We start from the raw sequence: 23,796 nt of genomic DNA, 5'->3' as shown, positions 1-23,796 counted from the left end.
GGCCGCGCACGCGAAGCGGGGCCTCCCAGAAAGGCGGCCGGCATGAAGGCATTCGTCGTCGCGAAGTACGGCAAGGACGGCGCCCGCGCCGCACAGGTACCCGAGCCCACCGTCGGGGACCGCGACGTCCTGGTCAGAGTGAGCGCCGCCAGCATCAACCCGCTGGACAAGATGGTCCGCAACGGGGAGTTCAAGCAACTCCTGAAGTACAGGCTTCCGTTCACCCTCGGCCACGACGTGTCCGGCGTCGTGACGCGTGTTGGTTCCGCCGTACGCGGCTTCGAAGTGGGGGACGAGGTCTACGCCCGTCCCCGCGACCTGCGGATCGGCGGTTTCGCGGAGTTCATCGCGATCGACCAGGACGACGTCTCGCCCAAGCCGGCCTCACTCACCTTTGAAGAGGCAGCCGCAGTACCGCTGGTGGCCCTGGCTGCCTGGCAGATCCTCGTCGACCGCGCCCGCGTGCAGCCGGGCCAGAAGGTACTCATCCACGCCGGTGCCGGTGGCCTCGGATCGACGGTCATCCAGCTCGCCAAGCACCTCGGCGCCACAGTGGCGACGACGACTGGCACCGACACCGAGAAGCTGGTCAGGAGCCTCGGCGCCGACGTCGTCGTCGACTACACCAAGGAAGACTTCTCCAAGGTGCTGTCCGGCTACGACCTGGTGCTGGACTCCCTGGGCGGGACAAACCTCGAGAAGTCCCTGACGGTGCTGAGGCCCGGCGGTCTGGCCATCGGTGTCGTCGGCCCGCCGGACGCCGGGTTCGCCAAGCAGCTCGGCGCCCCCTCGTTCATGGGCCTGGTGATGAACACGCTCAGCCGCAAGGTCCGCAAGCAGGCCAAGGCGCTGGGCGTGCGCTACCAGTTCCTCTTCATGCAGGCCGACGGCTCCCAGCTGCGCAAGCTCAGCGCCCTCTACGACAGCGGGAAGCTCCGCCCGGTCGTCGACAGGACCTTCCCGTTCGACCAGACGCTCGAGGCGATGGCGTACGTCGAGCAGGGCCGCACCAAGGCCGGCAAGGTCGTGGTCTCGATGGTGCCCGACGGCGACTGAGATCAGGCCGGGCCGCTACGCCGCCCCGAACCGTGGTCGATACCTCGCACCCGTTGCGCGTCAGGCTGGGTCACGAGCCCGCCGAGGCGGAGAGACGGAGATTTCACCGCGCCAGGCGAAACCCCCTTACGGCTCGCGGTCATCGACGCTCATGACGGACAGGGCCTGACAGGCTTGCATCGACCAGGCACCGGCGCCGTGGACGGCTCCGCGTCCCTCCCGACCCCGCGGAATTACTCAGGACTGCAGCGTCCGTCCGCCGTGCGACGCGCGTTGCCAGTGGGGACTGCGGTCCTTGTCGACCAGGGCCGCACGGACGCCCTCCAGGAAGTCCGGCGTGCGGATGGTCGTGCGGGTGAGAGCGAGTTCGATGGCGAGGCATTCGCGCAACGTGTACTGCCTGCCCCGCGCGAGCAAGGCGTGAGTGATCTCCAGGCTCTGCGGCGAGGCCCCCTCCAGGGCGGCCAGCGCTGCTGCGGCCCAGGGGGCGTCGAGGTGGTGCAGGCGTTTCTCGATCTCGCCGAGGGTCGGCGCACCGAACGCCCAGTCCACGTCACCGCGTACGTCCGCCAGCCTGCTCTCCGCCACCGGGGAACGGCCGGCAAGACGGTTCAGGACGACGTCCACCGGGTCACCGGGGCTGTCGGCCAAAGCGTCCGCGACCGCGGCGAGCCGGTCGCTGGGGACGAAGTGCGTGGCCAGCCCCGTGTACAGGGTGTCGGCCGCGTCGAGCCGGTGCCCGGTCAGTCCCAGGTACATGCCGATCGCGCCGGGCAGCCTCGGCAGAAAGTAGCTGGCCCCGATGTCCGGGAAGAACCCGATCCCGGTCTCGGGCATCGCCAGCACCGCGCTCTCGGTGACGACGCGGAAGCCGCCGTGGACGGACAGCCCCAGACCGCCACCCATACAGAGGCCGTCGATGAGCGACACGATCGGGACGGGATACTCGGCGATCCGGGCGTTGAGCCGGTATTCGGAGGCGAAGAACCCTTCACTGGCCGCGGCATCCCCGGCAAGGCTGTGCTCTCGGATCGTGCGAATGTCTCCGCCGGCGCAGAACGCCTTCGTGCTGGTGCTGGCGAGCACCACAGCGGACAGGCGGGTGTGCTCCCGTGCGGCGAGTGCGCCGTCGATGGCGCCGACCATGCTCGTCGTCAGGGCGTTGAGCGCCTTGGGCCGGTTCAGCAGGATCCGGCCGACGCCTCGGTGCACGTCGGTGAGAACCGCGACCGCAGCGGTATCAGTCATGGCTCGTCATCTCGCACTCCGCGTGGACCTGACTGTCCTGGCCATCACGGTTCCTCACTCGCCGGGTGTCAGGCATAGATCTGGGCGTAGAGCTCCTGGATCTCGTCCGTGGTGGGTACGACGGGGTTGTTGGCCGGGGATCCGGACTCGAGCGCCTGCTCTGCCATGAGGGGCAACAGGCGGAACCACTCGTCCTTGTCGATGCCGTGGGCCCGAGGGGTGGGCACTTCAAGATCCTTGCACAGGTCACGGAGCGCCTCCACGAACCTCTCGGCGGCCATGGCGTCACTGTCGCCGTCGGTGGCGGCTCCGAGGGCGCGGGCGCAGTCGGCGTACCGGCTCTCGGCGGCGGGCACGGAGAACGCCGTCACCGCGGGGAAGAGAATCGCGTTCGACAGACCGTGGGCAACGTGGAAGTGAGCGCTGATAGGACGGCTCATGCCGTGCACGAGCGCCACGCTGGAGTTGGAGAAGGCGATGCCGGCCTGGGTCGCGGCGAGCATCATCGCCTCGCGAGCCTCGACGTCTCCGCCGTAGACGTAGACGCGGCGGAGGTGGCGGCCGATGGTCCGGATCGCGTTCAGGGCAAGGCCTTCGGAGAACGGATTGGCCTTGCGGCTCACGTACGCCTCGACGGCATGGGTGAGCGCGTCGACACCGGTGTCCGCGGTCAGCCGGGCCGGCATCGACAGGGTCAGTTCGAAGTCGACGGCGGCGGCGACCGGCAGGAACGCCGGCCCCGGACAGAGCATCTTCTCGTCCGTCGCGCTGTCGGTGATGATGGTGAACTGGGTGGCCTCCGAGCCGCTGCCCGCGGTGGTCGGGACCGCGATCACCGGAAGCGCCGGGCCGAGGCTGGTGTGCGGGGCCTTGTAGTCCCGCATCCGGCCGCCCTGGACGCCCAGCAGGCCGAGGGCCTTGGCAGTGTCCATCGGGCTGCCGCCGCCGAACCCGATCACCGAGTCCGCCCCGTGTTCCCGCAGCACGGCCAGGCCCGCCTCGAGCGAGTCGGTCGTCGGATCCGGGACGGTGCCGGCGAACAGGCACGGCTGTAGCCCGGCATCCCTCAGCGTCGACATCAGACGTTCCGCCACACCCGTCCCGGCAAGGAACGCGTCCGTCACCAGCAAGGGGCGGTGCAGGCCCAACCCTGCAACGACGTCACCCAGCTCGCCGACGGCACCGCCGCCGACGCGCAGGATCCGCGGGAGGGAAGGCTGGCAACCATGGCGGCCCTTTCGGCAAGAACAGCGGAGCATGTCGCGCCCGCTGCCCCGACTGTGAGGACCAGCTCGGCGCGCTGGGACTGGCCCTGAACGCCGTGGTGCTGTGGAAAAGCCTCTACCTGGACGGGCGGTCAAGCAACTCTCCGCTGGCGGCTTCCCCGGCACCGACGACCTGCTGGCTCGCCTGTCACCGCTGCAGTTTGACCACATCAACTTCCTCGGCCGCCATGCGTTTTTCCGTCCGCAGGAGGCCGGCCGCAGGCCGCTGCGCGAACCCTCGACCGGCGGGGAGGACGACGGCGAGTGATAGGAGCGCCAATCGCGCAACGGAAGGGCTGCGCGGACGCGGACAGCCGGCCTTGCGAAGGCCGCGCCCGGATGGCGACGGCATTCCTGGGAGTCTTGGGCGGACCGCGCAATGCGCGGCCCGACGCTTCTTACGGGATGAACTTCACCTCTGGGAAGGCCGCGCTCGGGCCGTCGAGCAGATGTCCCCGGCGGTGTCGCAGGTGTCGGTCGAAGAACGCGAGCGGGTAGGCCTGCTGGATCCGGACCGCCCGAGCCGGATCGAGGGTGCCGATCATGTCCTGGATCTGCTGGCTCGTCATGCCGAGGACCTTGCCCGCTTGCGGGATCAGTGTCGCGTCGTCGCCGTACGTCTGGTGGATGGCCCCGTCGGCCTGGATGTTCAGCCGCCAACCGCGAAGGTGTGTCCAGAACTCGGCGACGTCCGGCATGGCAGCCCGGCTAAACGAGGCGGTCATCATCATGAACGGCCGGTCCAGGTCGGTGGTGATGGTCGGCTGCATCGGACCGTCGATACTGAGCCCGGCGCCAACGCGCTGGTCGGCAAGCATGGTGAGCGCGGTGGCGGTGCCGCCCTTCGACCAGCCGAACGCGCCGATGCACCTCGGGTCGAGGGCGCCGGGCAGTCCCTGGGGCAGTGGCCTGCCGTCGACGTCGGGGTTGTGCCCGGCGGCCATGGCCTCGACGGTGTCGAGCACGAACCGGAGGTCCGTGGCGAAGTCCCGGGGACCCAGGAACGGCGGGGCCTCTGCCGGCACGGTGAGTCGGCCGTCGGGGAACTCGCTGAACGCGTCGTACGTGTGGTCGACGGTGACCACGGCGTAGCCGTGGCTGGCGAGTTCCTGGACCATGATGGTGTGGTCGCCGCGATGGCTGCCCGCGCCGTGCGAGTACACGAGGACGGGCAGGCGGTGGTCCGTTTGGTGCACGGGTGCGCCCATGTGTGCGGCGGTGAGTGGGCCGAGGGCGGGATCGAGGGGGAAGCCGACGTCCGCCAGAATCGCCCGCAGCGCACCCTGGGTCATCCAGGGAGCACGCGGCAGGTCCTTCGTCTTGCAAGCGGGGTACCAGACGCTGGCCATCAGCTCGCGGGGATGTCCCGGGCCGGCCGCAGGATCCGGACGCGAGGTGTCGACGAGGTGGAGCGGCACCGTGCCCACTGGGTGCGGCCCGGTGGGCTTGGACAGCGTGAGCCGCGACAGACCGGGGGCGGTCGGAGCCGCCCACGCCTGGCGCGCTGCGCTGATCGGCACGGCGGCCCCGACCCCCGTTGTCAGTGCGGTTGCGAGCATGCGACGGCGCGTCATGTCCGTCGTGGTGACCGGTGTGATGGTCACGTGTCCTCCCTGGGTTTCTTGGACGATGTTCGGCGTGCTGTCCGGGTCCGCCGGACGTCGGCGGGAGCCGCTCACGGCTCACCACGGTTCGCCGGGACGCGGATCAAAACTCTGGGCTGAGCTGCCGTGCTCGATCTGGTGGATGAGTCGCTTGAGCTGGGTTACCTCGTCCCGCAGGGCGCGGTCCCCCGCGGGGGTGAGGGAGAGCCAGGTGCGGGCACGTTTGCCCTCGTAGCCCTTCTCGATCTCCACCAGCCCGGCCTTCTCCAGCACGGACAGATGCTGGCTGAGGTTTCCGGCAGTGAGGCCGAGCGCCGTGCGCAAGAAGCCGAACTCGACCCGGCGCGCCTGGTGGGCAACGGTGAGGATGCCCAGGCGCACGCGCTGGTGGACCACGTCGTCCAGGCCGGTGACGGGGTGCTGCTCGGGCTGATCGGTCATGACGCGTTGCGCCTGCCGGACAGCTCGGCCAGGCCGAAACCGAGGGCACCGAGCAGGAGAAGCACGCCGGGGATGCCGAAGGTGGGCAGAGCGGACCACGGCGAGGTGAACGGGATCCCCGACCAGCCGGTGGTGAGCGGCACCAGCTCGATGGCCAGGTACACCACAGCGAGCAGCAGCAAGGCGAGGCTGCGCTCCACCCAGGCCAGCACCAGCAGTGGCAGCCCGACGGCCATGGCGCTCCCGGCGAGCCGTTCGAGGAACCTCGTCACCTCGGAAGCGGGGTCGAGGTGCAGGCCCCAGAAGTCGAGTGGTTCGCCGAGCTGTGGCATCCCGTGTCGCAGGCTCCACATCGCGGTGGCACTCGCCAGGGCGACCAAGACGATCCCCGTCAGGACGTAGGGCCGGACCCGGGTCCCGACGCCGCGGTTGCGGGAGCGGCGGATGTAGAAGAACGCCGTCGCGGCGTAGGCCAGGGCGAGACCGAGGGGCCAGTAGACCGCCGAGCCCTGCGTGACCAGGGTGCAGCCGCTGCCCGCGGCTTCACCCGCTGGGCAGGCAACGGTCTCGACCGCGAAGGTGAAGCGGCCGACCAGGATCCCGCCCAGTGTGAGAACGCCCAGCAGCAGGAGGGGGAACCAGGTGCCGCGCTGCGCGGCACGGACCTGGCGGGTCAGGTCGCCGAGGCCTGCGAGGACTTCGTGGGGAGTGCCCGGAGAGGACGTCGATGCGTCTGTCATGCCGTCAGCTTTGCATCACAAACTAGTTATGGCAAGAAATCTGTGTGCACTCCAAGTTCGGATCCGGGAACCCGGCGGGCAAAAGCTCGACCGCCAGATCGACGCACTCACCGCCGCCGGGTGCCGACGCATCTTCGCCGACAAGAAGTCCGGCAAGGACGACCTCCGGCCCGAGCTCAAGGCCGACCACGCCTTCCTCGCCGTCGGCGACACCTTGGTGGTCCCCGCGCTCGACCGCTACGGCCGCTCCTTCAAGGACTTGGGGAACATGGTCGGTAGCTGCGCCGCCGGGTGATCGGGTTCTGCTCGCTGCACGAGTCCCTGGACACCACCACCCCGGCGGCCGGCTCGTCTTCCGCGTCTTCGCCGCGCTCGCCGAGTTCATCCGCGAGCCGATCGTTTCCGGCACCCGCGAGGGCTTGGACGCCGCACGCTCCCGCGGCCGGGTCGGCGGTCGGCCCACCGTGGCCCCGAGATCATCCGCGCCGCCCGCGACATACTGCCCAACCCCGAGAACTCGATTACCTCGATCGCCAAGCTCCTCGGGGTCAGCCCCGGCACCCTCTACAACCACATCCCGGATCTGCAGGAGCTCTGAGCCTCCGGCCGCGTTCCGAACCAGCTCACTGACAGCTGACCGCTCCTGCTACTGGCCGTTCCGATCCTCCCCGAGGGCCACCTTCCTCGCGCGCTAAAGGGCGCCGAATCGTGATCGTTTTCTTAGTCCGGAAAAGACGCCTGGTGACAGCCGCCGACGCACTCGGGGTGGACCACACCACCGTGTCACGCCGTGTCGCCGCGCTGGAGAAGAGCATCGGCCTGCGCCTCATCGAACGCGGCCCGGACGGATGGACGCTGACGGAGATCGGAAGAGCCATCTCGGACAGCGCGCGCGTGATCGAGGAGGCCATCGACCGCGTCGTCGACACCGTGGAGGGCCAGGACTCGCCGTCCCTGCACGGCACGGTGCGCGTCAGCGCGCCCGACGGCTTCGGCACCGCCTTCGTCACGCCCGCCCTCGTACGGGTGCGCCACCACCCCCAGCTCCAGGTCGAACTCATCACCGCGACACGGCAGCTCGCCCTGCGCCCGTCCGGTTTCGATCTCGCCGTAGTCATCGGCGTTCCCTCCAGCAGCCGCCTGGTGACCGAGCACCTCACCGACTACACGCTGGGGCTCTACGCCTGCGACGACTACCTGGCCAAATACGGCCGGCCGAAGTCGCTGGCGGAGCTGCGCGAGCACCCGCTCATCTTCTACATCGAGTCCATGCTGCAGGTCGGCGACCTCGACATCGAGCGCCACCTTCCCGGCATGCCCCCCTTCTCCTCGACGAACGTCTTCGCCCAACTCGAAGCCACCCGGCAGGGAGCCGGCATCGGCGTCCTTCCGGCCTTCCTGACCCAGCGGAGGCAACTGCGCCGGCTGCTCCCCGACGAGATCGACATCCGGCTCCCCATCACCCTGGCCGTCCGCCGGGAGACGGTGACACACGCCGCCGTGCGCGCCCTGTGGGCCGCGCTACGGCAAGAGGTCGCCGAACGGGCCGATGAACTGCTTCCGGAGTGAACGCCGGCGAGATGCAGGTGCGGTGGAATCCCGCCGATCGAACCACAGCCGCCGCCCGGTCGCGGCGGTCGGGATCAGAGCCATGGCGTAGCCGAAAACCATCCTGATGATCGCCTGGGACGGAGTGCGGCCGCACTTCAGCGAGGCAGCAGGACGTCGACCTGCCCCCGGATGTCCTGCACGATCTCCTCGACACTCAAGGCGATGTTCACGCTCACCGCCATGCTGAGGAACATCACGGCGGACACGATGTGTGCCAGCGTCGCGGCGTCGCCCTCTGCGACCCGCTCGTCTCGGCGGAGCACGGCGGCGACGGCCTCCTCGGTCTGCGCGACGATGGCGAGTGCCGCACCGTGCCGGGGCTCCTCGGGGTCGCCGAAGACCATCTCTCGCAGGTAGGTACGTCCGTTGTCGATCTGGGTGCGATTGCACTCCACGATCGGCCGGACGATCGCCATCACCGCGTCCAGCACGCCGGGGACGGTCTCGGCGTCGGCCCGGCCCTGCTCGAGCGCTTCGATGTACTTGGCGTTCTGCACGAGCAGGAGGAGTTCGCCCTTGGTCTTGGCATAAAGGAACAGGGTCCCGGTGCCGATGTCGGCCTTGTCGGCGATCTGCTGGGTCGTGACCTCATCGACGCCGTGTTCGGCGAACAACTCCGTCGCGGCAGCGACGATGCGGTCGAATTTCTCCTGCTTGTTCCGCTCGCGCCGTCCGACCGGCCGGGGGGCGACAGACATGGCGGTGTCCTCCGGGAATAGATTATGACTGCAGTCAGTTATGATTACACTCGCCACCGCGTGGGCTCGAATATGGCTGTGCTCATTCTCCCACGACAGGGCGAGCAGTCATTGCTCCACCCGTGCAGAGCCACGCACCTCACATCCCCCTGGAACGAAGGAACACCCATGCCCTCCCTCGATGGAGCAGTCGTCCTCGTCACCGGCGCCAATGGCGGCATCGGCACCCACTTCGTCCACGACGCCCTGGCTCGCGGCGCCGCCAAGGTCTACGCCACCGCCCGTTCCCCCCGCGCCTGGGACGACGAACGCATCGTCCCCCTGACCCTTGACGTCACCGACCGCGCGTCGATCGACGCGGCCGTCGCCGCCGCGGCGGACGTCACCGTGCTCGTCAACAACGCGGGCGCCACCCCGCCGAGCGCGAGCCTGCTGGACGTCACCGAGGCGGACATCCGGGCGAACATGGAGACGAACTTCTTCGGACCAGTTCTTCTTGCCCGCGCCTTCGCACCGATCCTCGCCGCCAAGCAGGGGTCAATCCTCATCGACGTGCACTCCGTTGCCAGCTGGTACGCCTTCGGCGGCGCCTACAGCGCGTCCAAGGCCGCACTGTGGTCGGCCACCAACTCTCTGCGCATCGAGCTCGCACCCATGGGCGTCCACGTGACGGGTGTGCACATGGGCTACGTCGACACCGACATGGCCGCGCACGCCGAGGGACCCAAGATGCTGCCGACGCAGCTGGTGACGACGGTCTACGACGCGGTCGAGGCCGGCGAGTACGAGGTCCTGGCCGACGAGTTGACCCAGGGGGTCAAGGCGGCTCTGAGCGGCCCGGTCGAGGCGCTCTACCCGGACCTGCGCGGCACGAACGCCTGAACCTCGCCTTCGGTCCCGATGTGATGTCCTGACGTCGGGACCGCTTGATCCATGGGGTTCGAACGGTGTGCCGGCATCGCGGAGGCGTGCACCGTCGTATCGGCAGTCGGCCCAAGCAGCAGTCCGATCGATCAGCAGCCCGGCACCATCGGTGCAGTCGCCCAGCGACCGCCAAGGACACTTCCCCGACACCACCCGCAGCCCTGTCGGCGTACAAACCGCGCCACTGGGTGGTGAGCCCTGGACCACGGTACGGAAGACGTCGAACACCGCACCGCGTCCGCAGCAGCCCCGATCCGTCGGTCTTCCTCGATGGTGACCGGGCTTCGCGCCATCGTTCCCCTCCTCCATCGGGCAGGCGTACGACGACCCAGATGGGACTCGCGACAAAGCGAGCACGGCCGCGGCATCTGCTGCGTACGTGCTCGCTTCCTGCCGGGTGTCAGCGTTGCTGGTTGGCGACGCCGATGTGGTGCCCGAGACGGTATTCGAAGTCGATGCCGGCCTGTTCGGCGAGGGCCTGCGTGCCTGCGGCCCGGGTGAGGAAACCGGGGAGGGTGAGGGAGTGGGCGAACTCGCCGTACGCGGCGACCAGGTCCGCGTCCGGGGGCAGGGATGCCCGGTTGATCTGGGCTTTGGCCGAGGCGAGTGAGGTGCGGTCGAAGGAGGCCAGCCGGGCGGCGACGGTGCCGACGAAGGCGTCGAGTTCGCTGTCGGGGAGGGCGCGGGTGACCCAGCCCCAGCGCTCGGCGGTGTCGGCGTCGTAGTCGTCGCTGGTGAGGATGGCTTCCAGGGCGCGGTCGCGTCCGATGGCCCGGGGGAGGCGTTCGGCGCCGCCACCGCCGGGCAGCAGTCCGCTGCCGACCTCGGGCTGTCCGAAGATCGCCTTCTCACGACTGGCGTAGCGCAGATCGAGGGCGAGGGCGAGCTCGTTCCCGCCACCGCGGGTGCGTCCCCGGATGGCCGCGATGGTGATGTAGGGCGCTTTGGAGAGTTCCAGGACCAGATTCGTCCATGCCGGCACTGCTTCCGGGTCCTCGGGGGCGGGGAAGTCGGCGGCGGCAGCCAGGTCGAAGTGGTTGTAGAAGAAGTCGGGGGTGGCGCTGTCGAACAGCACGACCTGGATGTCCGGGTCGGTGGCCAGTTCTTCGACGATCTCGATGAGGCGCAGGACGGTCTCGCCGGTGATGAGGTTGACGGGCGGGTTGGCGAAGGTGATCTTCGCGATCTGCGGTGAGGTGCGCTCGAAACGGATGGGGCTGTGCTCGCTCATGGCTGGCTCCGGATACGGATTCGGATGTGTGAGGAGTGTCAGACGGCTACGGGGGCGCGAGGAGGGCGGGGAAGCATGGCGCGGATGCATTGCTGAGCAGAGCCCGCGCCGCTCACTCCTCGTAGTGCGGGAGGATGTCGCCGTTCCTGACGTAGGTGAGGGCGGCGGTGACGTCGTAGGCGTGGATCGCGGAGACCTGCGGTGCCAGACGGTTGGACAGGTCCTCGATCGCGTTGCCGGTGAAGAAGGCGTCCCGTGCTGCGGTGTCGGCGAACCCGAGGCTGACCGAGGCGTGGAAGTGCTGGTCGTGGGGGTTGTCGTGGGCGACGTCCGGGGTGTCCCAGAGCTTTTCGCTCCAGGGCAGGAACGTCTGCGTGCGCAGTTCCGTCAGCGCTCCGGTGCCGGCGAGCGTGGGGGCGAGCTGCTCGTTGACGAACTTCCGGAAGGCGCCGGAGACGACCCCGTTTCTGCGGCGAAGGTAGATCAGCGCGCGGGCACCGACCGTCTGTCCGGGGCCTGCGACGTCGTACCAGCGGGATGAGTTCGGCGGGCCGGCGTAGAGCAGGGTGCGGCGGAACACGTTGATCTCGTCGGCGTAGGCCAGCTTCGTCTGCTTGCGCCCTTTCAGGGGTGCAAGCACCGATTGGAAGGTGACTTCCGCGACGCCGTCGATCTTCCGGTCGGCGGGGATCGCGGTCTGGACCCCGTCGATGGCCGGCCACAGGCCCGGGTTGTGCTCGGCGAGGTGGATCTGCCGGTACTCGTCCAGGCCCGGGGTGGCGGAGATGATCCCTGAGTGCGGGCCCTTCCAGTGGTCCATGCCGGTCTGGCGGGGCTGGTCGGTGCGCACCCACAGCAGGATCGAGGAGGTGAGAGGCTTCTTCACTTCCGGGGGCGCAGCGACCGGTGACGTGCTCATGATGTTGCCCCTTTTTCCTGGTCAGGTGGTGGTCATCGGGCCAGGAACTCGACCGCTACGGGGGCGAACTCCTGGTGGTACTGGAAGATGCCGCCGTGCCCGGAGTCGGGGTAGATGATGAGCTCGCTGCCCTTGATGCGCCGGTGCAGGTCCTCCGACAGGACCGACGGCACCATGCGGTCGTTGTCGCCGTTGGCGATGAGGGTGGGCTGCGTGATCGACGACAGGTCGTCGGGGGCGGAGCGCCCCCACTTCTTGATCGCCTTCAGCTGTGTCTGGAACGCCTTGGTCTTGATGTCCGCGTCGCGGTCGACGGTGCGCTCCTTGAGCCGGTTGACGAACGCGCGTGCGGCGGGCTTGCCGGTGGCGTTGCGGTTGAAGAACAGGAACTCCTTGGGGTCCGAACGGGTCAACGTGGCACGCAGGATGTCCCAGTAGGTGACTCGGGCGACCTTGTCCATGTCCTTGCCGCCCTTGGGCCCGGTGCCGGTGAGGACGAGCTTGCGGACGAGCTCGGGATGCTTGACCACCAGGGCCTGGGCGACCATGCCGCCGAGGGAGAAGGAGAAGACGTCGATCTTGTCGTACCCGAGCGCCTTGACGAAGGTGTAGGCGTCGTCGGCCATCGCCTCGACACTGTCCGGCACCTGGCCGGTGGACGCCCCGACACCGCGGTTGTCGAAGGCGATGACGTGACGGCCCTTCGCGATGGGATCGATGATGCGGGGGTCCCAGTTGTCCAGGGTCGCGGCGAGGTGGACGAAGAAGACGACGGGGATGCCGCCCTTCGGTCCCAGCTCGCGGTAGGCGTAGGTGACGCCACCGGCACTGACGGTGCGGGCCGGGGCCTTCGCATAGGACGTGATGACGGCTTCGTTCGGGATGTCGGTGCTGCTCATGACGGATTCTCCTTGCGTGTTCTGTGTCGCTGTGTGTTTCGTGTCGCCCGTCGCGGTTGCGGCGGGTCAGCTGTTGCCGATGACGGCCTTGCCGCGGATGCCGCCCTGGGACAGGGACTGCAGCGCCTGCGGGGTCTGGTCGAAGCCGGCCACCTTTCCCACGACTGGGCGCACCACGCCCTGGTCGATGAGGGTGGTGATCTGGCGGAGCTGGTCGCCGCTGGCGCGCATGAGCAGGAACTCGTACGTCACGCCGAGCTTCTTCGCCTGCTTGCGGATCTTGCGGCTCAGGGCGGCGACCGCCAGGCGCAGCAGCGGGTTGAGGCCGGCCTCGCGCGCGAAAGTGGGCTCCGGGGGACCGGCGATCCCGATGGCTTTGCCGCCGGGCTTGAGCACCCGCAGGGACTTCTCGAGAGTCTCCCCACCGAGGCTGTCCAACACCAGGTCGTAGCCGGTCAGGAGCTGCTCGAAGTCCTGGGTGCGGTAATCGATCACCGTGTCCGCGCCGAGCGCGCGCACGAAGTGCGCGTTGTAACTGCTGGCGGTCGTGGCGACGCTCGCACCGAGGTGCGCGGCGAGCTGGATCGCGATCGAACCGACCCCGCCGGCGCCGGCGTGGATGAGAACCTTCTGCCCGGGCCGCACCTTCCCGCGCTCCACCAGCGCCTGCCACGCTGTGAGCGCCACCAGCGGCAGCGAGCCGGCCTCATTCATGCTGATCGATGCGGGCTTGAGCGCCAGGTCGCCCTCCGCGACGGCGATGCGTTCGGCGAAGGTGCCGATGCGGTCCTGGTCGGGCCGGCCGTAGACCTCGTCTCCGGGCTTGAAGCCGCGGACCGCCGTCCCGACGCCGATGACGGTGCCCGCGACATCGTTGCCCAAGATCAGCGGCAGCTTGTAGGGCAGGATCTGCTTGAACTCACCGGCGCGGATCTTCTCGTCCAGCGGGTTCAGCCCGGCGGCCTCCACCCGGACCAGTACGTCGTGCTCCCCGACGGTGGGCTCGGGGACTTCCGCCTCTTGCAGCGGCTCCTTGTACTTGGTGACGACGAACGCTCTCATGGGGCGCCACTCCTAGAATTTGTCTGGTTTATCCATGTTTGCGATTGGATCGCCCAACTCGGTGCGACATCCGGGGTCTCGCCCCGCCCGGCCAATCCGAGTACACTCAACTATGAGTCCACTCAGAAATATTGTCAAGGGAGGTCCCCATGGGAAGCGGTCACATGCCGATCGGGCGCCGCGAGAGGGCCAAACAGGACAAGCGCGAGCGCATCATGACCGCAGCCCGCGAGCTGTTCGCCGAACACGGCGTCGACAAGGTCACGACGCAGCAGGTCGCCCGCCGGGCCGATGTCGCGATCGGGACGCTCTACCTGTACGCGTCCACCAAGGCCGAGTTGCTGATCATGGTGCAGAACGAGAAGTTCGCCGCCGCCGTCGATACCGGCCTCGCCGCCGCGAACACCGCCGTCGGACAGGGCGCGCTGGAGCGGGTCATCGCTCTCATCCGTCCCGTCGTGGAGTGCGTGAGGGAGCACATCGAGAACGGCCGCACATACCTGCACGAACTCGTCTTCGGCGACCCGGCCGAGCCCTACCGGCGAGCGGGTCTGGCCCTTGCCGGCCGCCTCGAGGACGGCATCACCGGCCTGCTCACCCGCGACGAGCACGTCGGCGCAGCCGACGCGGCGACGCTGGCACGGGTGATTACCGCGATCATCCACATCAGCACCACCGCCACCCTGTATCTGCACCGCAGCGACGATGCCGTCCTCGCCGACATCCGCGACCAGATCCACGCCACCCTGGCGCCCCACCACCGCGCCGCATGACCGCTCGCTCCACGAGCCAGCCATCAAGCCCCCGGAAAGGGGGCACTTCATGAGCACGCACTACGGCGTCGTCGCCCTCGGCGCCGGAACAGCGGGTACGTCGCCGCGATCCGCGCCGCGCAACGCGGCAAGACCACTCGGCTGCGGTCAGGCTTCCGGGCCCCCGCCTCCGCCCCGTCGACATCGCCGTGTGTCAGTGATGCAAGAATCCCCGCGCGGCAGACATCGAGGATTTCGTCCGCCAGCGGAAAACCGTCGGGGCATGCGCGCGACAACATGACCGCGCCGACCGAGTGGGCGAGCATGTCGATCACCATGGTGCGGGTCGCGCGCTGGTCCGCATCCCCCGGCGTATCACCCTGAGCCTGAAGGGCCGTCAGCAGGTTCTCGATCCCGGCTGCGAACTCTGTTCTGATGTCCGCCGGCTGGCGTGCGGCGTCGCCGCTGAGGGCCGCGATGTACAGCCGTCACCGCGCCCGTCGCGATGCTCCCTCGAGACGTAGCGCTCGACGACCTCGGCGGGGTCCAGGCCTTCCGCCCGTTCCGCGGTCTGCGCGAGCCCGCTTGCGGACGCTTCGGCCATCAGGTCGGCCCTGGAGCGGAAGTGCCTGTAGAACCGCCATGCGTGAACCCGGCGGCCGCCATCAGTTCCGCCACACCGACACCGTCGTAGCCGCACTCGCGGAACAGCCTGGCGGCTGTCGCGACGATGTGGGCACGGTTGCGCTCTGCCTGCGCCTTGGTGACCCGCACGATCGGCCGCCCCTTCCTCAATTGACGCTCGACGATCAAGCGCACATAGATGTCGATCGACATCAAAGGTCTTGACTTATTGAATTACGATCGTCATTCTATTGCTTACCTGTTCCAGAGAGGCCAGACCATGAGTGACACCCACGCGACCGCACCGACCCAGTACATCGAGGTCGACGGCGACCGCTTCGCCTACCGACGCTGGGGCAAGCCCTCCGGCGTCCCGATCTTCCTGCTCCAGCACTTCCGCGGCGGAATGGACAACTGGGATCCGCTGCTCACCGACGGCCTGGCCGAAGGCCGCGAGGTCATCCTGTTCAACGGGCGCGGCATCGCCTCGTCTTCGGGCACCCCACGCAACCGGATGGAGGACATGGCCGACGACATCGCCGCCGTCATCCGGGCGTTGGGACTGGAGCAGGTCGATCTGCTCGGCTTCTCACTCGGCGGCTACCAGGCGCAGGAGGTCACGCTGCGCCACCCCCAGCTGGTACGCAAGCTCCTCCTGCTCGGCACCGGCCTCCGCGGCGGGGACCCGACGAGCGACCCCCAGGTGCCTCAGTACGCGCTCAATCCGGTCCCCACCCTGGAGGACTTCCTCTTCCTGTTCTTCGGCCGCTCGGAAGCCGCGGTCGAAGCGGGCCGGGCCTTCTGGGAGCGACGTCACCAGCGGGCCGACCAGGACACGCCAAGCTCGCCCGCAGTCGCGCAGGCACAGTTCGAAGCGGTTGTCGCCTACGCAGAACCGCTGCCGGGCGAGAATCCCTATGCCTTCCTGAACGCGATCACCCAGCCGACGCTGGTCCTCAACGGCGAGAACGACGTGATGATCGCCTCGATCAACTCCTGGCACCTCGCCCAGAACATCCCCAACGCGCAACTGCTGATCTACCCCGATGCCGGGCATGGAGCGCAGTTCCAGTACCCCGAGCGCTTCCTGAAGCACGCCATTCAGTTCCTCGAGGAGTAGCACCCGTGCAGTCGCTGATGCCTGGTGTGCAATGACGGCCCAGCCCAACGGGTCCCAGGACTGCGACAAGCGCGCCTGTTCATCCATGAAGTCATGTGCGCCTCCACGGTCGCGGACACAGGACAGTCCGGCGGCCGGATCGCCGCCGATCCCGTCGGCCTGACCAGTTGCTCGGCAAGCCGACAGGCCTACCGGTACGGCCGGCCGAGGCAGGCAAGCCCGCGCGATGCAGGCAGGGCGCACTGGCGCCCTGCTGTCGCGCCCGCACCCACCGCCACGCGACCGCACCGAAGCCAAGCTGGACGCGGCGGCAGAATCCCCGGATCGCCGGCGCGGGCGCCGCCCACAGGCGCGTCGCACGCACTCGCCCCACCGGCCCCGGGCGGTCCGGTCCACAGGTCGCGACCCGCCCGGCAGGCGCCCTGAAGGATCCATGCCCGATGCCCCGTCATGGGCCTCCGCGCATCCATCAGGTGACTCCGACTCACCTGAGTTTACTTTCTTATACTCAGCTACTAGCGTCAGGACCAGTACATCGACCCGCCCGCCGCGGGGGAACGCGGCACGGCACCCGCCCGACGAGGAGCAGCACCATGACAGTAAGCCAAGAGGCACACGAGTTCGCGGAGTTCCTCGCGAGCGTGAGCGCGAAGTCGTCGACACCCGGTCTCGACCTGGCCGTCATCCGCGACATCGTGGACTCGAACCACAAGGCGTCGACCGAGCCGGAAGGCGTCACCTACGCCGAGGTGGACGCGGGCGGCGTCCCCGCCCTCTGGGCCATCCCCGAGGGCGCCGACCCCGACAAGGCACTGCTCCACTTCCACTTCGGCGGATCCGTCACCGCCTCCATGCACTCCGACCGCAAGGCCGCCGGCCACATCGCCAAGGCCGCCGGCGCCCGCTCCCTCGTCGTGGACTTCCGCCTGGCGCCCGAACACCCCTACCCCGCACAGCTCGACGACGCCGAGACGGCCTACCGCTGGCTGCTCTCGCAGGGCTACGAGCCGCGGAACATCGGCAGCACGGGCCACTCGATCGGCGGCACCCTCGCGGTGCTGCTCCCGCTGCGCCTGCTCGCGCAGGGCGAGGCGACCCCGGGCGCGATCGTCAGCGTCTCACCCTGGACCGACCTCACCATCCAGAACGCGTCGGTGGACGAGAACGAGGACAACGACAAGATGCTCAGCAGGAACACCCTCGAACTCTTCCGAGCAGCCTGGCTCCAGGATCCCGGAGTGGACTTCGCCGACCCCGCGATCAGCCTCGTGAACGCCGATCTGACCGGCCTGCCGCCCACGGTCGTCCACTACGGCGAGTACGAGACCCTCGCCGACGACGGCGCCGAACTCGGCCGCCGCCTCGCGGACTTCAAGGTCACTTCCGAGGTCCACCCGCTGCCTGAGGGACAGCACTCGTTCGTCCTGGGCGCGGGGCGCGTACCCGAGGTGGACGAGGCGATCCAGCAGATGGGTCAGTGGCTCCGCAAGCACCTCGGCGCGTGAGCTCAAGCCGCACCTGGCGGAGAGGCCTGTCGGCCGGACCGCCGCACCACCGCGATGCCGGTGACCGGACCGCCGGTCGCCGGCATCCTGCTCGACCAGATCGGCCGGCATGCGGTACTTGTGTCCGACACGGTTCCGCACACAGCCACACCACCGTCCCTTGATGCCACAAAGGAGTGCGCGATGGGAACGTACGAGGATGTCTTCCGCGCCAGTACCGAGAACCCGGAGAGCTTCTGGCTGAAGGCGGCGGAGGGCATCGACTGGGATGTCACCCCACGACGCGCCCTGGACTCCTCTGGCGCCCCCTTCTACCGCTGGTTCCCCGACGGTCGGCTCAACGTCTGTTTCAACGCGCTCGACCGGCACGTCGAAGCCGGCCGCGGCGAACAGGCTGCCCTCATCTATGACTCACCGGTGACCGACACCCGGCGCACCTACACCTACGTGCAGTTGAGGGACGAGGTGGCGGCGTTCGCCGGGGCGCTCTCGCGGCTCGGTGTCGAGCACGGCGACCGTGTGGTGATCTACATGCCGATGGTCCCCGAGGCCGTTGTCGCGATGCTGGCCTGCGCACGTATCGGCGCGGTGCACTCGGTCGTCTTCGGCGGGTTCGCCCCGCGCGAACTCGCCCTGCGCATCGACGACGCGGCTCCGAAGGTGGTCGTCTCCGCCTCCTGCGGCATCGAGGGCAAGCGTGTCATCGCGTACAAACCCCTGCTCGACCGGGCGATCGAACTCGCGGCCCACAAGCCGGAGAAGAGCGTGATCCTGCAACGCCCGCAGGAGACGGCCGAATTGGGTCCCGACGATCTCGACTGGGGCGAGCTGGTAGCCGCCGCACCGCCCGCCGACTGCGTTCCCGTCGCCGCCACCGATCCCCTCTACATCCTCTACACGTCCGGAACGACCGGAAAGCCCAAGGGAGTCGTACGTGACTGCGGCGGCTACGCGGTCGCCCTCCACTGGTCGATGGGGTCCGTCTACGACGTGGGCCCGGGCGAGACGATGTTCACCGGCTCCGACGTCGGCTGGGTCGTCGGGCACTCGTACATCGTCTACGCACCGTTGCTCGTCGGAGCCACGACGGTCCTGTACGAGGGGAAGCCGGTCGGCACACCGGACGCGGGCCAGTTCTGGCGCGTCGCCGCCGAGTACCAGGTCAAGACCATGTTCACGGCGCCCACCGCCTTCCGGGCCATCCGCAAGGAGGACCCGAAGGGAACGCTCACCGCGGACCACGACCTGACCGGCCTGCGCCACCTCTTCCTCGCCGGTGAGCGCCTCGACCCCGAGACCTATCACTGGGCGAGCGATCTGCTCGGCATCCCGGTCATCGATCACTGGTGGCAGACCGAGACCGGGTGGCCCATCGTCGCGAACCCGGTGGGCATCGAGGCGGCTCCCCTCAAGCCCGGGTCTCCCACCCGCCCGCTGCCCGGGTGGGACGTCCGTGTCCTCGACCCCTCGGGCAAACCGGTGCCCGCAGGCGTCGACGGCGCAATTGTCGTACGACTCCCCCTGCCGCCCGGCGCACTGCCCACGCTCTGGCAGGACGACGACCGCTACATTGCCTCCTATCTCTCCGCCTACGACGGCTACTACCTCACCGGCGACAGCGGTCACATCGACGACGACGGCTACGTCTTCGTCATGGGCCGCACCGACGACGTCATCAACGTCGCCGGGCACCGTCTGTCCACCGGCAGCATGGAAGAGGCCCTGGCCGCCCACCCCGACGTCGCCGAATGCGCCGTCATCGGCGTCGCCGACGCCCTCAAGGGACAGGTACCGCGCGGTTTCGTCGTCCTCAAGGCCGGCGTCGACCGCGAACCGGGACAGGTCGAGTACGAACTCGTCCAGCTCGTGCGTGAACGCATCGGAGCCGTCGCCTCCCTCAAGGAGGTCGCGGTCGTGGCCGCCCTGCCCAAGACCCGTTCGGGAAAGATCCTGCGCAAGACGATGCGCGGCATCGCCGACGGGCACGACGAACCCATCCCCTCCACGGTGGACGACCCAGGCGTCATCGAGGCCCTGCGCCCTGTTCTCCGACGCCCTGGCCAAACCGCGTGAACGGCTGACCCGCAGCCCGGTCGACGACGGGCGAGCTTCCGGACCGTGCCGTGCGGCACACCAACTCGGAGGCCCCGAAGACTGCCGACTCCTGCTTGCAACTGCCCGCACACCCACATAGTATTACGATTGTAATTCCATAGATCGCGCCGACACAGCTCGGCCGACAGGGGTCATGACGGGTCCCCATCGGGCCCCAAGCAGGACGGCCCGGTCCTCCCGCTCGGCTGATCACACCTACTGCCGGCCCCCGCCCTCAGCGATCGACTACTCATCATCTGAGGAATCACCCATGCTCAACGCCCTGTGGAACCCGACCGTCGCCGGAGAGATCTCCCTGCCGCACCGGCTCGCCATGGCCCCCCTGACCCGAAGCCGGGCCACCCTCGACGGCGTGCCGACCGAGCTCAACGCCGAGTACTACGCTCAGCGCGCCTCGCACGCGCTCATCATCACCGAGGGCACCCAGCCCTCCGCCGACGGCCAGGGCTACCCCGTGACCCCGGGCATCTACACCGAGGAACACATCGCCGGCTGGCGCAAGGTCACCGACGCGGTACACGAGGCCGACGGACGCATCGTCATCCAGCTCATGCACGTCGGGCGCATCTCCCACCCGGACAACACCCCCCACCACCGGCAGCCGGTGGCACCCTCCGCGATCAAGCCGGCCGGACAGACGTTCACCCCGTCCGGGCTCCAGGAGATGCCGGTGCCGCGCGAGCTGTCGACAGCAGAAGTCGCTGCGACGGTCGACGACTTCCGGCGTGCCGCCGCGGCCGCCATCTCGGCCGGCGCCGACGGCGTCGAGATCCACGGGGCCAACGGCTACCTGGTCAACCAGTTCCTCTTCCCCAGCACCAACCAGCGCACCGACCAGTACGGGGGCTCCCTCGACAACCGCATCCGTTTCGCGGTGGAGGTCGCCACGGCCGTGGCCGACGAGATCGGCGCCGGCCGCACCGGCATCCGGATCTCTCCCGGCAACCCCTTCCAGATCAACGACCTCACGGAGAGCGATCCCCACGAGCTCTACCCGCACCTCCTGCGCGCCCTCGCTCCCCTCAACCTCGCCTACCTGCACATCGGCCACGGCGGCGACGAGGAACTCCTGCACACCCTCCGGAAGCTGTGGCCGACCACGCTGCTCCTCAACCGGGGCGGTGCCGATCTCTCCACCCGCGCCAAGGACATCGAAGACGGCCTGGCCGATGTGGTCACCGTCGGCACCATGGCACTCGCCAACCCCGACCTCGTCGAACGCGTACGCTCCGGCGCACCCCTGAACACCCCGGACCCCGCCACCTTCTACGGCGGCGGCGCGACCGGCTACACCGACTACCCCACCCTCCCCGCCTGACGAAAGACCGCGCCTCCGGGCGAAATCATCGCCCTCGCATGCCTGGAACAGGCCTACGCCGCACGGTGGTGACGCCCCGAGGAGCAGCGGGCCGTCACCACCGCGCCCGTAGGCATTTCCCTCGCACCTTCGAGAGGGAGACACACCGAAAAGGAGCATGCGGTTGCTGGAACCATGGGCAAGAAGGAGGTCCGCCCGGGCTGCCAACTGCGCCTGGGCCAGGGCGGTTTGACAGCCCTGGCCGACAACGGCGCCGATGGCCCGCACCGTGCCCGTGTCATGGAAATGGACGTTGCCGATCCCGCGTGACGCGACCAAGGAGTCCGACGCTTCGACGACTTCCACCGCCACATCGGCCTGCCGGAGGCGTCCCCAGTGACCGTTTCCAGAAGTTGATCTCGGCCGGCATCCTGAAGGCCGTCCCACTGAGCCAGTGGGGCGAAGCATACGTACTCGGCCCCGAGGGTCCCGTCCGGAGAACCGGCACCCGAATGGCCTGCCGATCGTAATATTACGTACATCAGGTCATGGATTAGGCTTGACTGCGAGGCATCGGCCTTACGGAGCGAACGGAGGATTCTCGTGGTGCGCTACGCCAAGGAGCACAAGCAGGCGACACGGCAACGGATCATCGAGACGGCGGGCCACCGATTCAAGCAGGACGGCATCGACGGTTCGGGCGTCTCCACTCTGATGTCGGATGCCGGGCTCACCAACGGAGCCTTCTACGCCCACTTCGCATCCAAGGACGACCTCGTCGCCAACGTCGTGACCGACCAACTGCGCACACAGGTCGCGAGGTACGGCACTCTGCGGCCCGGCCGCCAGGGTCTCGAAGACCTGGTTCGCGACTACCTGTCGCCTGAGCAACGGGACCACCCCGGCGACGGATGCCCCTCCGCCGCGCTGCTCGACGAGATCAGCCGCTGCGGGGACGAGACGCGGCAGGCTTACACCGACGGCGCACGAGACATCGTGGACGAGATCGCCGCCCGCCTGACGCCTGCGAATCCGCAGTCCGCCCGGGGCAAGGCCATCGGGCTCTTCACCATGATGGTGGGCACGTTGCAGCTCTCCCGAGCCCTCTCCGACCAGAAGTTCTCAGACGAGGTCCTGGCGCAGGGGATCGAGAACGCCCTCTCCTTCATGCGCTGAGGGGAACCGTTCACGGCCTCGCACAACGCCGCCGAGGGCAACGGCCGCGAGGCTGGAAGCCGCCCGATGCGACGGTCACGGCCAGTGGAATCACGATCATCGCGGACGGCGGCCATCCAAGGGAAACGCCATCGCGCGCGCCACGAGGCTCGTCCCCGCGTCGACCACGCCCTCGCCCGGCCGACGGACTGGGGCGGCCGGGCGTCCACCAGGCCAACCCCCCGTCTCATACGGCGACCGCACTCGACGCCTACTACCGTTCGAGGAACTCGAGAGCCGTCTGCACGAACTGTCTGTGGAACTGGAAGATGCCGCCGTGACCGGCGTCGGGGTAGATCACCAACTCGCCGTTCGGCACCCGCCTCGCCAGGTCGGCCGAGTTCTGCGACGGAACCATCCTGTCGCTCTCACCGTTCGCGACGAGCACGGGCTGATGGATGACGGAGAGATCGTGGGGCTGCTCCAGCCCCCAGCGATGAATGGCCTTGAGCTGAGCACCGTACAACGTGAGCCAGATCGCCTTGCCCCTGTCGTGGGTACGTTCCTTTAACCGGGCCAGGAACTCCTTGCCGACCCGGCGCCCGCCTGCGGTGCGGGTGAAGAAGAGGAACTGCTTCGGGTCCTGAAGGGTGAGCAGCCCACGGACAGTGCCGAAGTGGGACAACCGGCTCACGTTCTTGATGCCCTCACCGCCGGCCGGGCCGGTACCCGTGAGGATCAGCTTGCGGACGAGCTGCGGTTCGGTCTGCGCGATCACCTGGGCGACCACGCCGCACATCGAGAAGCCATGGAGATCGACGTACTCGAGCCCGAGCGCCCGGATGAAGGTGACGGCATCCTTCGCCATCGCCTGAATGGTGCGCGGAGTCGTACCGGTAGAGGCGCCGACGCCCCTGTTGTCGAATGTGATGACCGAGTCCGTCCAGCACTCCGCAGACCTGACGGCCGCTACCGCAACGCCGGCCGGCCCGACCTCACCGTCAACGGCAAGAACGCCAACGACCAGGCACTCTCCGCCGCGCCGCCCAGCGACGTCGTCCGGCATTGGAAACGCCACCGGCAAGTCCCGCACGCTCAGCGTCAACACACCTACGGCTGGCACGTACGCCATGTCGGCCGAACGGATGTCCCTGGGCAAACGCGACGAACACACCGGCACCGCGTCCCGCGTGTCGTCACCCTTCCTGGCAGAGCCATCGTCGACACCGGCATGCCTACCTGCCCGACGGTTCCACGCTCCACGCCGCGGTGTCTCAGCGTGAGAGCCGGACAGCCCGGCACAAGCGACTGTCGGCCGCCCGCTTGGGCAAGATCCGGACCAGGTCCGGGCTAAGGGCTGTCCCGTAATCCCTGGTGGATCAGCGCGCGGCGTCAGATGCGGTGCATCGCAAGGCGGAGGGTCGTCCTCATACTGGGCGTATTCGGGCGAGCCCGACAACGCTGCGAGGTGCCGTAGCTGTCGTCGTGCGCCCGCCGGGGATTACGGGACAGCCCTTAGCTGACTCAACG

Annotated in this window: 24 protein-coding genes; 12 read left to right on the top strand and 12 right to left on the bottom strand. The window is 68.6% G+C overall.

The window, feature by feature from the left end:
* The first annotated feature begins 42 nt into the window (after positions 1-42).
* Positions 43-1,056 carry an NADP-dependent oxidoreductase gene (locus ACZ4UV_RS11810; protein WP_451018734.1) on the top strand — a complete coding sequence of 338 codons (1,014 nt, stop codon included), beginning with the start codon at positions 43-45 and terminating at the stop codon, positions 1,054-1,056.
* A 237-nt stretch (positions 1,057-1,293) separates the two neighbouring features.
* Here ACZ4UV_RS11810 and ACZ4UV_RS11805 read toward each other — a convergent pair whose 3' ends face one another.
* Positions 1,294-2,304: an enoyl-CoA hydratase/isomerase family protein gene (locus tag ACZ4UV_RS11805; RefSeq protein ID WP_451018735.1), complete on the bottom strand. Its 1,011-nt coding sequence runs from the start codon at positions 2,302-2,304 to the stop codon at positions 1,294-1,296.
* A 68-nt stretch (positions 2,305-2,372) separates the two neighbouring features.
* Positions 2,373-3,563: an iron-containing alcohol dehydrogenase gene (locus tag ACZ4UV_RS11800; protein WP_467837541.1), complete on the bottom strand. Its 1,191-nt coding sequence runs from the start codon at positions 3,561-3,563 to the stop codon at positions 2,373-2,375.
* A 70-nt stretch (positions 3,564-3,633) separates the two neighbouring features.
* Between ACZ4UV_RS11800 and ACZ4UV_RS11795 the strand changes: the two genes are divergently transcribed.
* Entirely contained in the window at positions 3,634-3,837 is a 204-nt protein-coding gene (locus ACZ4UV_RS11795) for a hypothetical protein (RefSeq protein WP_467837539.1), read from the top strand.
* Positions 3,838-3,967: 130 nt separating this feature from the next.
* Here ACZ4UV_RS11795 and ACZ4UV_RS11790 read toward each other — a convergent pair whose 3' ends face one another.
* The 3 genes from ACZ4UV_RS11790 to ACZ4UV_RS11780 all read right to left on the bottom strand — a co-directional run bounded on the left by ACZ4UV_RS11790 (position 3,968) and on the right by ACZ4UV_RS11780 (position 6,354).
* Positions 3,968-5,173 (bottom strand): alpha/beta hydrolase family protein, encoded by a 1,206-nt coding sequence (locus ACZ4UV_RS11790; RefSeq protein ID WP_467837537.1) that lies wholly within the window; start codon positions 5,171-5,173, stop codon positions 3,968-3,970.
* 78 nt (positions 5,174-5,251) lie between these two features.
* Positions 5,252-5,614, bottom strand: coding sequence for a winged helix-turn-helix domain-containing protein (locus tag ACZ4UV_RS11785; protein ID WP_467837535.1), 363 nt, complete (start codon positions 5,612-5,614; stop codon positions 5,252-5,254).
* Positions 5,611-6,354, bottom strand: coding sequence for a hypothetical protein (locus tag ACZ4UV_RS11780; protein WP_467837534.1), 744 nt, complete (start codon positions 6,352-6,354; stop codon positions 5,611-5,613). Before ACZ4UV_RS11780 ends, ACZ4UV_RS11785 begins: the two co-directional genes overlap by 4 nt.
* A gap of 28 nt (positions 6,355-6,382) precedes the next feature.
* Between ACZ4UV_RS11780 and ACZ4UV_RS11775 the strand changes: the two genes are divergently transcribed.
* Positions 6,383-6,649, top strand: coding sequence for a recombinase family protein (locus ACZ4UV_RS11775; RefSeq protein ID WP_467837532.1), 267 nt, complete (start codon positions 6,383-6,385; stop codon positions 6,647-6,649).
* Positions 6,650-7,062: 413 nt separating this feature from the next.
* Complete coding sequence (locus ACZ4UV_RS11770) at positions 7,063-7,923, top strand: LysR family transcriptional regulator (protein WP_467837529.1); 861 nt, start codon at positions 7,063-7,065, stop codon at positions 7,921-7,923.
* A gap of 137 nt (positions 7,924-8,060) precedes the next feature.
* Here the strand turns inward: ACZ4UV_RS11770 and ACZ4UV_RS11765 are convergent, their stop codons facing one another.
* Positions 8,061-8,663, bottom strand: a complete 603-nt coding sequence (locus ACZ4UV_RS11765) for a TetR/AcrR family transcriptional regulator (RefSeq protein WP_351613366.1) — start codon at positions 8,661-8,663, stop codon at positions 8,061-8,063.
* 168 nt (positions 8,664-8,831) lie between these two features.
* Between ACZ4UV_RS11765 and ACZ4UV_RS11760 the strand changes: the two genes are divergently transcribed.
* Entirely contained in the window at positions 8,832-9,545 is a 714-nt protein-coding gene (locus ACZ4UV_RS11760) for an SDR family oxidoreductase (RefSeq protein WP_351613369.1), read from the top strand.
* Between the two features lie 442 nt (positions 9,546-9,987).
* Here ACZ4UV_RS11760 and ACZ4UV_RS11755 read toward each other — a convergent pair whose 3' ends face one another.
* The 4 genes from ACZ4UV_RS11755 to ACZ4UV_RS11740 form a co-directional block, all read right to left on the bottom strand.
* Positions 9,988-10,818, bottom strand: coding sequence for an enoyl-CoA hydratase/isomerase family protein (locus tag ACZ4UV_RS11755; protein WP_388871024.1), 831 nt, complete (start codon positions 10,816-10,818; stop codon positions 9,988-9,990).
* 112 nt (positions 10,819-10,930) lie between these two features.
* The gene (locus ACZ4UV_RS11750; RefSeq protein WP_388341431.1) at positions 10,931-11,737 is read right to left on the bottom strand and encodes a strictosidine synthase; all 807 of its coding nucleotides are present in this window, start codon (positions 11,735-11,737) and stop codon (positions 10,931-10,933) included.
* A gap of 32 nt (positions 11,738-11,769) precedes the next feature.
* On the bottom strand, positions 11,770-12,636 hold the full coding sequence (locus ACZ4UV_RS11745) for an alpha/beta fold hydrolase (RefSeq protein ID WP_316783518.1): 867 nt from the start codon (positions 12,634-12,636) through the stop codon (positions 11,770-11,772).
* Between the two features lie 66 nt (positions 12,637-12,702).
* Positions 12,703-13,698 carry an NADP-dependent oxidoreductase gene (locus ACZ4UV_RS11740; protein ID WP_316783520.1) on the bottom strand — a complete coding sequence of 332 codons (996 nt, stop codon included), beginning with the start codon at positions 13,696-13,698 and terminating at the stop codon, positions 12,703-12,705.
* Between the two features lie 149 nt (positions 13,699-13,847).
* On the opposite strand from ACZ4UV_RS11740, the gene ACZ4UV_RS11735 reads away from it, so the two are divergent.
* Positions 13,848-14,471 (top strand): TetR/AcrR family transcriptional regulator, encoded by a 624-nt coding sequence (locus ACZ4UV_RS11735; RefSeq protein ID WP_451018742.1) that lies wholly within the window; start codon positions 13,848-13,850, stop codon positions 14,469-14,471.
* A 582-nt stretch (positions 14,472-15,053) separates the two neighbouring features.
* Here ACZ4UV_RS11735 and ACZ4UV_RS11730 read toward each other — a convergent pair.
* The gene (locus ACZ4UV_RS11730) at positions 15,054-15,287 is read right to left on the bottom strand and encodes a TetR family transcriptional regulator (protein WP_467837525.1); all 234 of its coding nucleotides are present in this window, start codon (positions 15,285-15,287) and stop codon (positions 15,054-15,056) included.
* On the opposite strand from ACZ4UV_RS11730, the gene ACZ4UV_RS11725 reads away from it, so the two are divergent.
* From ACZ4UV_RS11725 to ACZ4UV_RS11700, 6 genes are all read left to right on the top strand, one after another.
* Complete coding sequence (locus ACZ4UV_RS11725; RefSeq protein ID WP_467837524.1) at positions 15,274-16,194, top strand: alpha/beta fold hydrolase; 921 nt, start codon at positions 15,274-15,276, stop codon at positions 16,192-16,194. The two genes, ACZ4UV_RS11730 and ACZ4UV_RS11725, sit on opposite strands and share 14 nt — an antisense overlap.
* 593 nt (positions 16,195-16,787) lie before the next feature.
* Positions 16,788-17,699, top strand: a complete 912-nt coding sequence (locus ACZ4UV_RS11720; RefSeq protein WP_467837522.1) for an alpha/beta hydrolase fold domain-containing protein — start codon at positions 16,788-16,790, stop codon at positions 17,697-17,699.
* A 183-nt stretch (positions 17,700-17,882) separates the two neighbouring features.
* Positions 17,883-19,772, top strand: coding sequence for a propionyl-CoA synthetase (locus ACZ4UV_RS11715; RefSeq protein ID WP_467837520.1), 1,890 nt, complete (start codon positions 17,883-17,885; stop codon positions 19,770-19,772).
* A 292-nt stretch (positions 19,773-20,064) separates the two neighbouring features.
* The gene (locus tag ACZ4UV_RS11710) at positions 20,065-21,132 is read left to right on the top strand and encodes an alkene reductase (protein ID WP_388341434.1); all 1,068 of its coding nucleotides are present in this window, start codon (positions 20,065-20,067) and stop codon (positions 21,130-21,132) included.
* A 174-nt stretch (positions 21,133-21,306) separates the two neighbouring features.
* On the top strand, positions 21,307-21,441 hold the full coding sequence (locus tag ACZ4UV_RS11705; RefSeq protein ID WP_382146396.1) for a hypothetical protein: 135 nt from the start codon (positions 21,307-21,309) through the stop codon (positions 21,439-21,441).
* 273 nt (positions 21,442-21,714) lie between these two features.
* Positions 21,715-22,287, top strand: coding sequence for a TetR/AcrR family transcriptional regulator (locus tag ACZ4UV_RS11700; RefSeq protein WP_266695800.1), 573 nt, complete (start codon positions 21,715-21,717; stop codon positions 22,285-22,287).
* Positions 22,288-22,540: 253 nt separating this feature from the next.
* Here the strand turns inward: ACZ4UV_RS11700 and ACZ4UV_RS11695 are convergent, their stop codons facing one another.
* Positions 22,541-23,332, bottom strand: a complete 792-nt coding sequence (locus ACZ4UV_RS11695) for an alpha/beta fold hydrolase (RefSeq protein WP_467837517.1) — start codon at positions 23,330-23,332, stop codon at positions 22,541-22,543.
* Between the last annotated feature and the right edge of the window lie 464 nt (positions 23,333-23,796).

It is taken from the genome of Streptomyces sp. NPDC028289 (genome assembly GCF_055565975.1).
Note: the sequence above shows the minus strand (reverse complement) of the source record. Positions and strands in the feature narration are given on the sequence as shown.

What these genes read in the sequence shown, in the direction of transcription:
- ACZ4UV_RS11715 (WP_467837520.1), top strand. Translation starts at nt 17,883, where the DNA reads ATGGGAACGTACGAGGATGTCTTCCGCGCCAGTACCGAGAACCCGGAG.
- ACZ4UV_RS11705 (WP_382146396.1), top strand. Translation starts at nt 21,307, where the DNA reads ATGGGCAAGAAGGAGGTCCGCCCGGGCTGCCAACTGCGCCTGGGCCAG.
- ACZ4UV_RS11695 (WP_467837517.1), bottom strand. Translation starts at nt 23,332, where the DNA reads ATGCCGGACGACGTCGCTGGGCGGCGCGGCGGAGAGTGCCTGGTCGTT.
- ACZ4UV_RS11755 (WP_388871024.1), bottom strand. Translation starts at nt 10,818, where the DNA reads ATGAGCGAGCACAGCCCCATCCGTTTCGAGCGCACCTCACCGCAGATC.
- ACZ4UV_RS11780 (WP_467837534.1), bottom strand. Translation starts at nt 6,354, where the DNA reads ATGACAGACGCATCGACGTCCTCTCCGGGCACTCCCCACGAAGTCCTC.
- ACZ4UV_RS11730 (WP_467837525.1), bottom strand. Translation starts at nt 15,287, where the DNA reads ATGTCGATCGACATCTATGTGCGCTTGATCGTCGAGCGTCAATTGAGG.
- ACZ4UV_RS11720 (WP_467837522.1), top strand. Translation starts at nt 16,788, where the DNA reads ATGACAGTAAGCCAAGAGGCACACGAGTTCGCGGAGTTCCTCGCGAGC.
- ACZ4UV_RS11745 (WP_316783518.1), bottom strand. Translation starts at nt 12,636, where the DNA reads ATGAGCAGCACCGACATCCCGAACGAAGCCGTCATCACGTCCTATGCG.
- ACZ4UV_RS11740 (WP_316783520.1), bottom strand. Translation starts at nt 13,698, where the DNA reads ATGAGAGCGTTCGTCGTCACCAAGTACAAGGAGCCGCTGCAAGAGGCG.
- ACZ4UV_RS11760 (WP_351613369.1), top strand. Translation starts at nt 8,832, where the DNA reads ATGCCCTCCCTCGATGGAGCAGTCGTCCTCGTCACCGGCGCCAATGGC.
- ACZ4UV_RS11765 (WP_351613366.1), bottom strand. Translation starts at nt 8,663, where the DNA reads ATGTCTGTCGCCCCCCGGCCGGTCGGACGGCGCGAGCGGAACAAGCAG.
- ACZ4UV_RS11805 (WP_451018735.1), bottom strand. Translation starts at nt 2,304, where the DNA reads ATGACTGATACCGCTGCGGTCGCGGTTCTCACCGACGTGCACCGAGGC.
- ACZ4UV_RS11710 (WP_388341434.1), top strand. Translation starts at nt 20,065, where the DNA reads ATGCTCAACGCCCTGTGGAACCCGACCGTCGCCGGAGAGATCTCCCTG.
- ACZ4UV_RS11735 (WP_451018742.1), top strand. Translation starts at nt 13,848, where the DNA reads ATGGGAAGCGGTCACATGCCGATCGGGCGCCGCGAGAGGGCCAAACAG.
- ACZ4UV_RS11750 (WP_388341431.1), bottom strand. Translation starts at nt 11,737, where the DNA reads ATGAGCACGTCACCGGTCGCTGCGCCCCCGGAAGTGAAGAAGCCTCTC.
- ACZ4UV_RS11810 (WP_451018734.1), top strand. Translation starts at nt 43, where the DNA reads ATGAAGGCATTCGTCGTCGCGAAGTACGGCAAGGACGGCGCCCGCGCC.
- ACZ4UV_RS11800 (WP_467837541.1), bottom strand. Translation starts at nt 3,563, where the DNA reads ATGCTCCGCTGTTCTTGCCGAAAGGGCCGCCATGGTTGCCAGCCTTCC.
- ACZ4UV_RS11725 (WP_467837524.1), top strand. Translation starts at nt 15,274, where the DNA reads ATGTCGATCGACATCAAAGGTCTTGACTTATTGAATTACGATCGTCAT.
- ACZ4UV_RS11775 (WP_467837532.1), top strand. Translation starts at nt 6,383, where the DNA reads ATGGCAAGAAATCTGTGTGCACTCCAAGTTCGGATCCGGGAACCCGGC.
- ACZ4UV_RS11785 (WP_467837535.1), bottom strand. Translation starts at nt 5,614, where the DNA reads ATGACCGATCAGCCCGAGCAGCACCCCGTCACCGGCCTGGACGACGTG.